The 13,036-nt window shown below is 63.8% G+C and carries 10 protein-coding genes; 6 read left to right on the top strand and 4 right to left on the bottom strand.

What is annotated here, in order from left to right; genetic code table 11:
* Positions 1-47 precede the first annotated feature (47 nt).
* A complete protein-coding gene (torA, locus tag LA321_RS02185) occupies positions 48-2,540 on the bottom strand; it encodes a trimethylamine-N-oxide reductase TorA (protein ID WP_042073309.1) in 2,493 nt (830 codons plus the stop codon).
* 27 nt (positions 2,541-2,567) lie between these two features.
* Positions 2,568-3,731 (bottom strand): pentaheme c-type cytochrome TorC, encoded by a 1,164-nt coding sequence (gene torC, locus LA321_RS02180; protein WP_042028133.1) that lies wholly within the window; start codon positions 3,729-3,731, stop codon positions 2,568-2,570.
* A 148-nt stretch (positions 3,732-3,879) separates the two neighbouring features.
* Between torC and torR the strand changes: the two genes are divergently transcribed.
* On the top strand, positions 3,880-4,593 hold the full coding sequence (torR, locus tag LA321_RS02175; protein WP_042073307.1) for a two-component system response regulator TorR: 714 nt from the start codon (positions 3,880-3,882) through the stop codon (positions 4,591-4,593).
* A 64-nt stretch (positions 4,594-4,657) separates the two neighbouring features.
* Here the strand turns inward: torR and LA321_RS02170 are convergent, their stop codons facing one another.
* The gene (locus LA321_RS02170; protein WP_042073304.1) at positions 4,658-5,062 is read right to left on the bottom strand and encodes a GFA family protein; all 405 of its coding nucleotides are present in this window, start codon (positions 5,060-5,062) and stop codon (positions 4,658-4,660) included.
* A 25-nt stretch (positions 5,063-5,087) separates the two neighbouring features.
* Complete coding sequence (gene torT, locus LA321_RS02165; RefSeq protein ID WP_042073303.1) at positions 5,088-6,140, bottom strand: TMAO reductase system periplasmic protein TorT; 1,053 nt, start codon at positions 6,138-6,140, stop codon at positions 5,088-5,090.
* 70 nt (positions 6,141-6,210) lie between these two features.
* Here torT and torS point away from each other — a divergent pair, with 70 nt between their 5' ends.
* The 5 genes from torS to LA321_RS02140 all read left to right on the top strand — a co-directional run bounded on the left by torS (position 6,211) and on the right by LA321_RS02140 (position 13,023).
* Positions 6,211-9,051 (top strand): TMAO reductase system sensor histidine kinase/response regulator TorS, encoded by a 2,841-nt coding sequence (gene torS / locus LA321_RS02160; protein ID WP_042073302.1) that lies wholly within the window; start codon positions 6,211-6,213, stop codon positions 9,049-9,051.
* Positions 9,052-9,217: 166 nt separating this feature from the next.
* A complete protein-coding gene (gene glyA, locus LA321_RS02155; protein ID WP_042073300.1) occupies positions 9,218-10,471 on the top strand; it encodes a serine hydroxymethyltransferase in 1,254 nt (417 codons plus the stop codon).
* 154 nt (positions 10,472-10,625) lie between these two features.
* Positions 10,626-11,075: a transcriptional regulator NrdR gene (gene nrdR, locus LA321_RS02150; protein ID WP_005298086.1), complete on the top strand. Its 450-nt coding sequence runs from the start codon at positions 10,626-10,628 to the stop codon at positions 11,073-11,075.
* Between the two features lie 57 nt (positions 11,076-11,132).
* Entirely contained in the window at positions 11,133-12,242 is a 1,110-nt protein-coding gene (ribD, locus tag LA321_RS02145; protein ID WP_042073299.1) for a bifunctional diaminohydroxyphosphoribosylaminopyrimidine deaminase/5-amino-6-(5-phosphoribosylamino)uracil reductase RibD, read from the top strand.
* A gap of 127 nt (positions 12,243-12,369) precedes the next feature.
* Complete coding sequence (locus LA321_RS02140) at positions 12,370-13,023, top strand: riboflavin synthase (RefSeq protein ID WP_042073298.1); 654 nt, start codon at positions 12,370-12,372, stop codon at positions 13,021-13,023.
* Positions 13,024-13,036: the final 13 nt, after the last annotated feature.

Here is a 13,036-nt window from a genome sequence, read left to right as displayed (position 1 = left end):
ACTTTAAAAATAAAGGAAACTCAAGGGGTGACTTTCGTCCCCTCGGGTCACAGTGCCGGGAACATGGGATCTATGCCCTTGGCGGACTCCGGTGCCCCGAAGGCGGTGACGGTCGGCGCCTGCCCGCGGAACTTCTCGATCTCCACCAGTGCTGTGTGGGCCGTGGTGGCCTGCGCCAGGCTGGAGGAGCCGATGTCGGCGGTCAGCACGTTGGGATCGCCATAGGTACACAAGGTCCCCACCTTGCCGCCCTCCTGCGGGCCGTACCAGGCCCCCTCCTGGATGCGCACCACGCCGGGGGCGTAGTCTTCGCTCACCACCAGACCGGCCAGCACCTGACCGCGGCCGTTGAAGACTCGCACCAGATCCCCGTCCTTGAGCCCGCGCGCCCTGGCGTCCTGCGGATTCATGTAGACAGGCTCGCGCCCCTGCACCGTGTAGGTGGCACGGTAGGCATCGGAGGAGCAGAGCTGGCTGTGCAGCCGCTTGTCCGGGTGGCAGGATTGCAGGTGCAGCGGGAACTGCTGGCTGCCCGGCCCGCCGTGGGAGCGCTCATAAGGCTCGATCCAGACCGGGTGGCCCGGGCAATCCGCGTAACCGTAGTCGGCGATGGTCTTGGAGTAGATCTCGATGAGGCCGGATGGGGTGCCCAGCGGCTCCAGATCCGGCTCCTTGCGGAACGACTCGTGCCGCACCCAGGGCTGGCCCGCCGGGAAGCTGACGAAGCCTTCACCGTGCCAGAACTGGCTGAAGCGGGGCAGGCGGATACCGATGCCGCGGCCCTGCAGGCGGGCGTCGTCATAGATGCTCTGGATCCACTCCAGCTTGCTCTTGCCACCGGTGAACTCGGCCTCGCGATCGAAGCGACGGCAGAGATCGGCGAAGATGTCGTAGTCGTCGCGCGCCTCGAACAGTGGCTCGACCACCTTGTGCATGGCCAGGATGCCGGCGTTGGAGTGGGAACCCCACTGCTCGATGTCATCCCGCTCGTAAGTGGTGGTGGCCGGCAGCACGATATCGGCGAAGCGGCAGCTGGCGGTCCACTGGTGATCCACGCTCACCACGGTTTCCAGCTTGCGCCAGGCGGCGATCATCTTGTTGCGATCCTGCTGGTGGTGGAACGGGTTGTTGCCGCAGAACACCGCCATCTTCATCTGGGGATAGGTGATGGTCTGACCGTTGAAGGCGATGCGCTTGCCCGGGTTCAGGATGCAGTCGACGAAACGGGCCACCGGGATGAATTTGGAGTAGCCCTTCCAGTCGCCGTCATGGAGTGGTTTGACCCCGGGAATGACGGAGCTGAAGCCGGACATGATGGGGCCCGTGCTGGTGATGGTACCGGCGCCGTTGTAGTGCCAGCCAAACCCGTAACCGCCCCCCGGCAGGCCGATCTGGCCCAGCATGGAGGCCAGTACCACCAGCATCCAGGCGTACTGTTCGCCGTGGTGCATGCGCTGCACGCACCAGCCGCCGATGAGCTGGGTGCGGCCGTTGGCCATGGTGCGCGCCAGCTCGCGAATGGTCTCGGCAGGCACGCCACAGATGGCGGCCGCCCACTCGGCATCCTTCACCTGACCATCCCTGGTGCCCAGCAGATAGGGCAGGAACTTGTCAAAGCCGGTGGTGTAGTTCTTGAGGAAGGCCTCGTCGTGACGCTTCTCGCTGTAGAGGGTATGGGCGATACCCAGCATCAGGGGCACGTCGGTCTGCGGGTTCAGGGTCACCTGATCGCAATTGAGGTACTTCTGGGTCTTGGACTTGACCGGGTCGACGCTAATGACCCTGATCTCGCCCTTGGCCACTTTCTCTTTCAGCTGGGCCCAGTATTCGTAGACGCTGTGATCCGGCACCAGCCAGCCCACCTGCAGGTTCTTGATGGGATCGGAACCCCAGATGACGATGGTCTTGCTGTGCTCCAGCACCAGGGGCCAGGAAGTCTGCTGCTCGTACACCTCCATGGCGCCCGCCACGTGGGGCAGGATCACCTGGGCGGCGCCGGTGGAGTAGTCACCGGCCTTGGCCAGATAGGTACCGTGCAGGTTCATGGCGCGGCCCAGCATGGCGCCGGCGGAGTGCAGCTTGCCCACCGACTGCCAGCCTGAGTGACCGGCGTAGAGGGCGCTCGGGCCATAGGTTTTCTGCACCCGTTCCAGCTCGTGATAGAAGAAGTCCAGCGCCTGGGACCAGGTCACCCGCACGAAGCGGTTCTGGCCGCGCTCGCTGGTGTCGGACTGGTGGCCCTTGCGCAGCCAGTCCAGACGCACCATGGGGTAGCGGATGCGGGAGGGGTTGTAGACCACTTCACTCAAGGCCTTGAGCATCTCGGTCGGATGCTTGTCATGCTCGAACGGCAGGGTCTCGACCCAGCGGCCGTTGACCACACGGGCGCGGAAGGCGCCCCAGTGGGAGCCGGACTGCACCAGTTTTTCGCCGGACTCGGCGGCCATCACGGCGCGACCGAGCAGGGAGGGACCGATCAGGGCGCTGGCACCGCTGGCCAGCAAGCCACCCAGAAAACCACGACGGGAAATATTGATCATCTTGTTATTCCTCTTTCGAATCCGGAATTAGTGGCTGCCCTGACCACCGGTATCGGCGGCATGGTTTTGCAGGTACTTGAGCAGGGTGCGCTCCTCTTCCTTGCTCAGGCGGTAGTAGGCGGACATGGCCTTGAGACCCGAGATCCAGCCGTTGGCGGTGAAGTGAGCCGGATCCGGCGCCGCGTGGCAGGAGTTGCAGGTGGACTTGTACATCTCGCCGGCATAATCCCAGATCGGTTTGAGGGAGGATTCGAGGCCCTTGCCATCGACCCAGGCCTGAACCTGCACCTGTTCCCACTTGATATGGGTGGCGCTGTCAGTTTCCTGTTTCAGGATCTTCTCGTTTGCCTTGAGCTCGTCACGGATGGTGGCCACGAAGACTCGCTTGCCCATGTACTCGCTCAGCACGCGGCCCTTGCCTTCGGTTTCGCGCCAGCCTTCGATGGTCACCTTGAGGCGATCGCCGCTGCGGGCCACGACTTCGATGCGGGAGGCGGGCAGCAGCTTGCCGACCGGATCGGTGCTCTCTTCGCTTTCGTAGAGATCCTTCTCACCCAGGGTGTAGAGGGTCTCGGCAGCCGGTGCCTGCTGGGCTTCGCTTGCCAGGGTGGCGTAGGTGGCACGGAAGCCGCCCGCCATGTTCGGCAGTTCGTGAGCGATGCCCTTGTGGCATTCGATGCAGTTCATGTTCTTCGCTGCGGCCTCGGTCATCGCCTTGGCGGCGGCAGGAGACTGCTTGGCGTGGTCCATGTTGTCGTAGCTGTGGCAGGACTTGCAGGTCTTGGAGTTCTGGCTGCTCATGCGCGCCCAGACCTTCTCGGCCAGGTGCAGACGCCTGTCTTCAAATTTCTCCTGGGTGTCGATGCTGTGACCGATGTACTGCTGATAGAGGTCGTTGGCCGCCTCCATCTTGCGGGCTACCTTGCCGACGAAGTCCTTCGGCTGGTGGCAGTCGGTACAGACGGCCTGGACGCCGGAGGCGTTCTTGAAGTGAATGGACTCCTTGTACTCGGGGTAGACGGTGTCCTTCATGGTATGGCAGGAGATACAGAACTCGAGGGTACTGGTCTTCTCGAAGCCGTAGTGCAAGCCAACGGTACCGGCCAGGGTGACCCCGACGCCGGCCAGAACCAGCGCCAGCACCGACCAGCGACGGCTGGGTGTGCGCAGGAAATGCCACAGTTTTTTCATAATGGTCTCTCACATCACTTTTTTGATGGAGGTCATGATAGGGAGGCGTTGTGAACAGGGCTGCCGTCGGAAATTAATGAAATAGGGGTATTTATGACAAAATATGAATAGAATAACCCTCCCTTGTTGAACGCCGCGGACCTTGCCCATGAGCCACCACATTCTGGTTGTTGAAGATGATGCCGTTACCCGCGAGAAGCTGACCGGCTATTTCGAACGGGAAGGCTATCGGGTGACCGCAGTCGAAAACGGCCAGGAGATGCGGGCCGTGCTGGCAGAGCAGGAGGTGGCCCTGGTGATGCTGGACATCAACCTGCCGGGGGAGGATGGCTTGCTGCTGACCCGTGAACTGCGCGCCCGCAGCACAGTGGGGATCATCCTGGTGACCGGTCGCAGCGATGCGGTGGACAGGATCGTTGGCCTCGAGATGGGAGCCGACGACTATGTCACCAAACCATTCGAGCTCAGGGAATTGCTGGTGCGGGTCAAGAACCTGCTATGGCGCATCTCGTTGGCCGCGGCAACGCCGTGCGAGCCGGCCCCGGCCGACGATGCGGTGCGTTTTGGTCCCTGGCGCTTCGATATTCCCCGTCGCCAGCTCAGCAAGGACGGGGTGCCGGTGCGCCTGACCAAGGCGGAGTATGAGGTGCTGGTGGCCTTTATCGCCAATGCCGGACGGGTGCTGAGCCGGGAGCGGATCCTGGCCCTCACCAGCCACCGCGGCGATGGCCCGAGCGATCGCACCATAGACGTGCTGATCCGCCGGCTGCGGGGCAAGATGGAGCAGGATCCCCGGGATCCCCAGCTGTTTGTCACCGTGCACGGGGAAGGCTACCTGTTCGCCGGCGAGATAGCCTCTTAAAACCAGGGGCGCCATATCAGGGCCTGGTGCTTTTCCTCGCGCAGGCCGTCATATCAAGAGGGGCTCAGGCCGGTGGCCGGGTGTCGAACTGCGGGCAGTCGTCCCCGATCTGGTGCCAGGGCGCCTTGGAGGCGACGAAGATGTGAAAGGCGGGGCGCTGGCTCGGCGCCTCGTCCAGTACCCCCAGCCTCAGATTGATCTTGCCGCTGCTGCGTTTCTGACTGAACAGGCTGGAACCGCAGTGGCGGCAGAAGGCGAGGGTTGTCTCGTCCGATTTCTGATAGCGGCTGATGGCTTCAGCCCCCTTCGCGATGGTTACCTTGTAGCCATCCAGCCCGCCGACGGAGGCGTAATCCGCCCCTGAAAACTTGCGGCACTCGCTGCAATGGCAGTTGCCCATGTAGTCGAATTGATCCGGCAGGGTCAGGGCGACGGCGCCGCACAGGCAGCTTGCATGCAATGTTCTCATCTCTTCTTCCTTGAGTTTGGTGGCGTTACTTGCCGCTGGCGTCGGTACCGACCCGGTAGACGGGGCGAAAGGCGCCATCGGACAAGGAGTTGCCCGGGTCGGCCAGAGGGGCCTCCAGGGTCAGGATGGGGGGGCCCATCACCCTTGGGCACTGGCGTTCGCCAGCATCGGGCTTTTGCAACAGGCAGACCGCCTGGGCCACCGCAAGGCGTCCCTGCAGGCGCATCTGATCGCTGTTGGCGGCCAGGATCTTGCCCCGGCGCAGGCCGCGCTGGACCCCGTGGCTGAAGTAGGTGCTCAGTACTTTGGGACGATCGAGCTGGCGCTGCGCCAGCTCGTTGACCGCCACTTCGGCGGCGATGGCGCCCCCCACCAGATAGTCGAGGTCAGGATGGCGAGCCAGGGTTTGCTGCACCAGGGTACGCTGGATCTCGCGGCTGTTGTCACCGCGCGCCGTGGTCACCAGTCTGATGGCGCTTCCCTTGATGCCGTCGGCAAAACCCGGCTCGACGAAGTTGTTGCCGCCACTCGCCTGCGGGCCGGGGAAGAGGGCCACCGAGACCGGCGGGCTTCCGGCAGGGTGGCGCTTTGCCAGCCAGTGGCCAATCTGCCAGCCCATCTGGTACCAGGAGACCCCCACCTTGGCCCGCACCAGCCCGGCGGGCAGATCATTGACCAGCCCGAACACCGGCAGCGGGCTGGCGTTGATCGCCTCGTTCAGGCCGTCGTAGCTCACCGCGCCGAGCAGGATGGCGTCGCTCCCCTCGCTCACGCACTGCTGCAACTGCTGTCGCTGTTCGGCAATGGCGCCGTAACCGCCCGCCTCATGAATGCGCAGTTTCACGCCGAGCCGCTTGGCCTCTTCCACCATGCCCTGATTGACCGACAGCCAGTAGGCATCGCGCAGATGGGGATAGAGGGCGCACAGGGTCAGGGGGCGCGCAAGGGGGGCTGGTGCTGGCCAGTCGAGGCTGACCGGTTGGCCGCTGAAGGTGCCGTCGGGCCAGTGATCCACCTCGAAGGCGTGGACACAGGCCGGGAGCAAGATGAGCAGCAGGGAGAGATAGACGCTTCGCATGGCCAGGGGTTTTGTTAAAGTGTGGAGCCATATTATCCGGTCAAAGTCGACCACAACCAAGGTACTTCCCGTGAGAATCTTTTCCGGCCTGGGCGGCAAGTTGTTGCTGGCCTTCTCCCTGATGGCGCTGTTGACCCTGAGCGCCTCCCTGCTGGGGTGGATCGGGCTCACTCATCTGCGCCAGCTGGAGCAGGGGGTGCAACAGACCCTGGCGGATCAGGAGCTGGCCCGCACCCTGGCGCGGCTGAGCGGCGAGATCCAGAGCTCCTCCCACCTGCTGGCCTCCGCGACCAGCGAAGGGGAGCGGGAGCATCAGGGGCGGCTGCTCACCCTGCAGGGGCAGCAGATGCAGCGCGTGCTGGAGCAACTGGGCCATGGGGGTGGCAAGCAGACGCCCGATGAGTTGCACCAGCTCAGCCAGACCATCATCGGCAACCTGGGCCAGCAGGGCTGGCTGGTAGGGGAGCGGCTCACGTTAATGGCTGAAGGTAGTGCCCTGCGATCCCGCCTGGTGGAAGCCGCCGGTCAGGTGGCGGAGCTGGCCCGCAGCCAGATGGAGAACGCTGAAACCGTGATGGTAGCGGGGCTTGGCTCCCTCTATTCACTGCAAGGACGGTCTGCAGATCGGGCTATCGATCGGCTGCTGGAGCAGGATCTCGACTGGCTGGAGCAGATGACGGAGCTGCGCCATCGTACCCTGATGCAACAGCAGCGCATCGAGGAGATCTGGCGCAGCGAGCAGCAGGAGGGGCTGCAAACCCTGCTGCAGGACGTGCGCCGTGAGTTGGCTATCCTGCGGTTGCGATCCGGGGCTGTGACTGACCCCGCGCGCCGCCAGGCGGTGGAGCAGGCGCTGACTGTGCTGGAGCAAAGCGATCGGCTGGTGCAGCTGCGCAGCGACTGGCTCGGCAAGGGGGAGGCGCTGCGGGTGCTGGCCGCCGCCAACGAGGCCCTGATGGAGAGTCTCAACCGTCAGGTCGGTAGCCTGGTGAACAAGGCTCGGGACTCCCTCGGGGAGAGCCAGCAGGCCCTGAGCGCCCGGTTGCAACTGCTGGAACAGGCCCTGATGGTGATCGGTCTGTTCACCCTGGTGCTGCTCATCCTGCTGATGTGGCGCATGGTTTATGGCCGCATCGTCTGGCCGCTGCAGCATGCAGTGGAGGGAATGAGCCGCCTGGCCAAGGGGGATCTGACGCCGTTGACGCCGGTTGGGGAAGCGGGGCGCGACGAGCTGGCGGAGCTTGCGCGAGCACTGCAGGTGTTTCGTGACAATGCCATTGAACTTGGCCGCTATCAGCGGGAGCTGGAGTCGCGGGTCGAGGAGCGCACGGAGCAGCTCAGCCATGCCAATGCGCGCCTCAACGAAGAGGTGGAGAAGCAGCGGCTGGCCCGCGCCGAGGCGGAGCAGGCCAACCGGGCCAAGTCGGTGTTCCTCGCCACCATGAGCCACGAAATTCGCACCCCCATGAACGGCATCCTCGGCGGCCTCACCCTGCTGGAAGACACCCATCTCAGCGAGACCCAGCAGCGCTATCTGGCCGCCATCGAGCACAGCGGCGAATCCCTGCTGGAGATCCTCAACGACATCCTCGACTACTCCAAGATAGAGGCGGGCCATGTGGAGGCGCGTCGCGAGCCTTTCCCCCTCCATCAGCTCGCCGACGAGCTTATTGCCCTGTTCAGACCGAAGGCCGAGGGAAAAGGGGTGGCGCTGGCGCTGGAGTATGCCCCTTCGCTCCCCCCCGTGGTGGAGGGGGATGTGGGCAAGCTACGCCAGGTGCTCGCCAACCTGTTGGGCAATGCGGTCAAGTTTACCGGCGAGGGGTGCATCACCCTGGTGGTGGCCCCTCTGGCTTGTGCGGGCCCCTGTGCCGAGCCTTGCATCCGCTTCGTGGTGAAAGACTCGGGCCCCGGCATTCCGGTCGGGGAGCAGGAGGCGGTGTTCGAGGCCTTCCGCCAGCGCAAGCGGGACATGGGCCATCAGGGGGGCACGGGGCTGGGGCTTGCCATCAGCCGCCGGCTGGTGGCGGCCATGGGCGGAGAGCTCAATCTCTCCAGCGAACCGGGTCAAGGGTGTGAATTCAGCTTCAGCCTGCCGCTGCAGCGCTCGGCTGCCCGGTTGCCGGTTAGCTCCCAGCCGGTGCGCCTCGGCCAGCCGCGGGAGATCCTGCTGGTGGAGGACAACGAGATCAACCGGCTGGTAGCCCAGGGCATGCTGGCACGCCTCGGCCACCGGGTTACTCTGGCCGAAGACGGGCGCACCGCGCTGGCGCGGGTGACCGAGCGCCCCTTCGAGCTGGCCCTGCTCGATATCAACCTGCCGGACATGGATGGCATGACGTTGCGCGAGGATCTGGTCGCCATCAGCGAGGAGGAACATGGCTGCGGCCTGCCCGCCATCGCCATCTCGGCCCAGATGTACCCGGAGGATATCCGCCACTGTCTCGCCGCCGGGTTCGCCGATTTCGTCGGCAAGCCGGTGCGCCTGGCGGCCCTGGCCAGCGCCATCGAACGCCAGTTTCAGGAAGAGGGCGAGCCTGCCGCACCACTGCTTGTCGAGCAGGGTTTGCCACCCGTCCCGGCTGAGCCGACGCGGATCGCCAACCCTGTGCTGGAAGCTGACCTGCACCTGCTGGGCGGGCCGCGCATCCGCCAGCTGGCCGAGTTGTTCGCCAGCCAGGGGGGCGAGCTGGTCGCCAGACTGGAGCAAAGCGATGATGAAGAGCAGAGGCGATCTTTGGCCCACAAGCTCAAGGGGAGCGCTCTGGCCCTGGGGCTCGGAGAATTTGCCGATTACTGCGCCGCGCTGGAGGCAGGAGAGGGGGATACTGGCACATTGAGGGGGCGTTTCGAGGCGGCGCAGCAAGCGTTGGAAGCGTGGCTTTCACACCATGTTCCCTCGGCATCCTGATCGAGGAGGGGGGAGGCTTTAGATCTGAAGACGTGATCGCACTCGTTTTTTACAACATAAATTCAACATTTTTTTGGGTGGTTGGACTGTCTCTTTGATCCAGCTCACGTTACAATGCGCTGCCCCACTTCACCTAACGCGCAAACGATTTTCAGGAGAGAAACGGATGTTGAAACGTGACATGACCATCGCCAATTATGATCCGCAATTGTGGCAGGCCATCACAGACGAGACCCGTCGTCAGGAAGAGCATATCGAGCTGATTGCGTCTGAGAACTACACCAGCCCCCGCGTCATGGAAGCTCAGGGCTCCCAGCTGACCAACAAGTACGCCGAAGGCTACCCGGCCAAGCGCTACTACGGTGGTTGCGAGTATGTGGATGTGGTCGAAACCCTGGCCATCGAGCGCGCCAAAGAGCTGTTCGGTGCCACCTATGCCAACGTGCAGCCGCACTCCGGCTCCCAGGCCAACAGCGCCGTTTACATGGCTCTGCTGCAACCGGGCGACACAGTGCTGGGCATGAACCTGGCCCACGGCGGTCACCTGACCCACGGCTCCCCGGTCAACTTCTCCGGCAAGCTGTACAACATCATTCCCTACGGCATCGACGAGTCCGGCAAGATCGATTACGACGAGATGGAGCGTCTGGCCGTTGAGCACAAACCGAAGATGATGATCGGTGGCTTCTCTGCCTACTCCGGCGTCGTCGATTGGGCCCGTATGCGCGAGATCGCCGACAAGATCGGTGCCTACCTGTTCGTCGACATGGCTCACGTGGCCGGTCTGATTGCCGCCGGCGTTTATCCGAACCCGGTTCCCCATGCTCACGTGGTCACCTCCACCACCCACAAGACCCTGGCCGGTCCGCGCGGTGGTCTGATCCTCTCCGCCGCCGACGACGAAGATCTGTACAAGAAGCTCAACTCCGCCGTCTTCCCGGGTGGTCAGGGTGGCCCGCTGATGCACGTCATCGCCGGCAAGGCTGTTGCCTTCAAAGAGGCGCTGGAGCCCGAGTTCAAGACCTATCAGGCTCAGGTGGTGAAGAACGCCAAGGCGATGGCTGCGACCTTTATCGAGCGCGGTTACAAGATCGTCTCCGGCGGCACCGACAACCACCTCATGCTGGTTGACCTGATCGGCCGCGAGCTGACCGGTAAGGATGCAGACGCTGCGCTGGGCAAGGCCAACATCACCGTCAACAAGAACTCGGTGCCGAACGACCCGCGCTCCCCGTTCGTCACCTCCGGTGTGCGTATTGGTACCCCGGCCATCACCCGCCGCGGTTTCAAGGAAGCCGAGTCCATCCAGCTGACCCACTGGATCTGCGATGTGCTGGACAACCACGACAACGACGAAGTGCTGGCCAACACCCGCGAGAAGGTGCTGGACATCTGCCGCCGTTTCCCGGTTTATGCATAATCAGCCTGACCTTTTAGGTTGAAGAGCAATGCCACCCTCGGGTGGCATTGTTTTTTCTGGGCTTTTACCGGTTTTGGATGGCCGTGTTACACTGAGCGGCCTAGTGCCTGGCCCCGTGGGGCAGGAGCCCGTTTCTGTTAACGCCGGAGGTCCGATGCATTGCCCTTTCTGTAGTGCCGTTGATACCAAGGTGATCGATTCCCGTCTGGTGGCCGAAGGCCATCAGGTACGCCGCCGTCGTGAGTGTCTGCTCTGCCATGAACGCTTCACGACCTTCGAGATGGCCGAGCTGGTGATGCCGCGGGTCATCAAGAGCAACGGCTCGCGCGAGCCGTTCAACGAGGACAAGCTGCGTGCCGGCATTCTGCGGGCGCTGGAGAAGCGCCCGGTGAGCATGGAGGCCATCGAAAAGGCGGTCAACCATATCAAGTCTCGCCTGCGCGCCACCGGCGAGCGTGAAGTCGCCTCCGAGCTGGTGGGCAACCTGGTGATGGACGAACTCAAGGGGCTCGACAAGGTGGCCTATATCCGTTTCGCCTCCGTCTATCGCAGCTTTGAAGATATTCGCGAGTTTGGCGAAGAGATTGCCAAGCTGGAGAAGTAAGCCTGCGTCAGGCTTTGTATGAATGACCCTCTTTTCTCGCCTGTAACGGGAGCCCAGATGTTTAGTCAAGACGATTACCGATGGATGAGTCGGGCCCTCGAACTGGCCCGTCGTGGCCGCTACACCACGGCGCCCAACCCCTGTGTCGGCGCCGTGCTGGTCAAGGCCGGCGAAGTGGTGGGGGAGGGCTGGCACCAGCGTGCCGGTGAACCCCATGCCGAGGTCTATGCCCTGCATGCCGCGGGTGAAAAGGCACGCGGCGCCACCGCCTACGTGACTCTGGAACCCTGTTCCCACCATGGTCGTACCCCGCCCTGCGCCGAGGCGCTGATCAAGGCCGGCGTCAGCCGGGTGGTGGCTGCCATGGTGGATCCCAACCCCCAAGTGGCCGGTCGCGGCCTGCGGATGCTCTCCGAGGCGGGGATCAAGGCTGATTTCGGCCTGCTGGCTGCCGAGGCCGAGGCGCTCAACCCGGGCTTCTTCAAGCGGATGCGCACCGCGTTTCCGCTGGTGACGGTCAAGCTTGGCGCCAGTCTCGATGGCCGCACCGCCATGGCGAGCGGCGAGAGCCAGTGGATCACCTCCCCCGATGCGCGCCGCGATGTGCAGCGGCTGCGGGCCCGCCACGATGCGGTGCTCTCCAGCGCCGAAACCGTGCTGGCTGATGGCGCCTCCCTGACCGTGCGCTGGGATGAGCTGCCCTCCTCAGTCAAGGCCGCCTATCCCAAGGAGACCCTGCGCCAGCCGCTGCGGGTCATCGTCGATTCGCAAAACCGCCTGACCCCCGACCTGCCCCTGTTCCAGAGCGAGAGTCCTGTGCTGCTGGCCCGCTACCAGGCCGGCGGAGAGTGGCCTGCCTGGGTGCAGCAACTGGAGCTGCCGCTGCACGAGGGAAGGCTGGACCTTGTCAGTCTCTTCATGTTGCTGGCCAAGCAGAACATCAATTCGGTACTGGTGGAGGCGGGGCCGCGGCTGTGCGGTGCCCTGCTGGAGAAGGGGTTGGTGGATGAGCTGGTGCTCTATCAGGCACCGAAACTGATGGGTGATGAGGGGCGCGGCCTGTTCCACCTGCCGGCGCTCACCCGTCTGTTCCAGGCGCCCAAGCTCAATATCAAGGATGTACGGCTGGTGGGGCAGGATATTCGCATCACGGCCAGGATTGCCTGACGAGCCGGCTGCTTTCACGGTTGGTCGTGTGAGGGAGCGCAAGCCACTCGCACCATGGCTAAAGATAACCTGAACTTTTCATTTTCAGCGGGGCCGGGCCGGCCCCGTCATCAGCAAGGTGATCTGCATGTTTACCGGAATTATCGAAGCGGTGGGAACCCTGGCCAGCCTGCGCCGCCAGGGCGAAGACATGGCCCTCACCGTACACGCGCCGACCCTGGATTTTGGCGACGTGAAACTGGGTGACTCCATCGCGACCAACGGCGTCTGCCTCACGGTGGTGGCGCTGGGTGACCAGAGCTATACCGCCGACGTGTCGCTGGAGACCCTGTCGCGCACCGGCTTTGCCGAGGCGAAGGTGGGCGATAGAGTCAACCTCGAGAAGGCCTTGATGCCCACCTCCCGCCTCGGAGGTCATCTGGTCTCCGGCCACGTGGACGGGGTGGGCGAGGTCAAGAGTGTCGCCAGCAGCGGCCGCGCCATCGAATACTGGATCAAGGCGCCAGGGTCGCTCTCCCGCTACATCGCCGAGAAGGGCTCCATCGCGGTGGACGGCATCAGCCTCACAGTCAACGCGGTGCAGGGGGATCTGTTTCGCCTGACTATCGTGCCCCACACAGCCCAGGAGACCACCATCGCCCAGTGGAAACCGGGCCAGCGGGTTAACCTCGAGGTGGATCAGATCGCCCGCTATCTGGAGCGGCTGATGATGGGCAAGAGCCAGGAGAGCACGGCCTCTAACCTGACTCTGGAGAAGCTGGCCAAGGCCGGTTTTCTCTGAGGCGAAGCAAAAC

Origin of the sequence: Aeromonas enteropelogenes, from assembly GCF_020097295.1 — a bacterium.
Classification (GTDB): Bacteria; Pseudomonadota; Gammaproteobacteria; order Enterobacterales; family Aeromonadaceae; genus Aeromonas; species Aeromonas enteropelogenes.
Note: the sequence above shows the minus strand (reverse complement) of the source record. Positions and strands in the feature narration are given on the sequence as shown.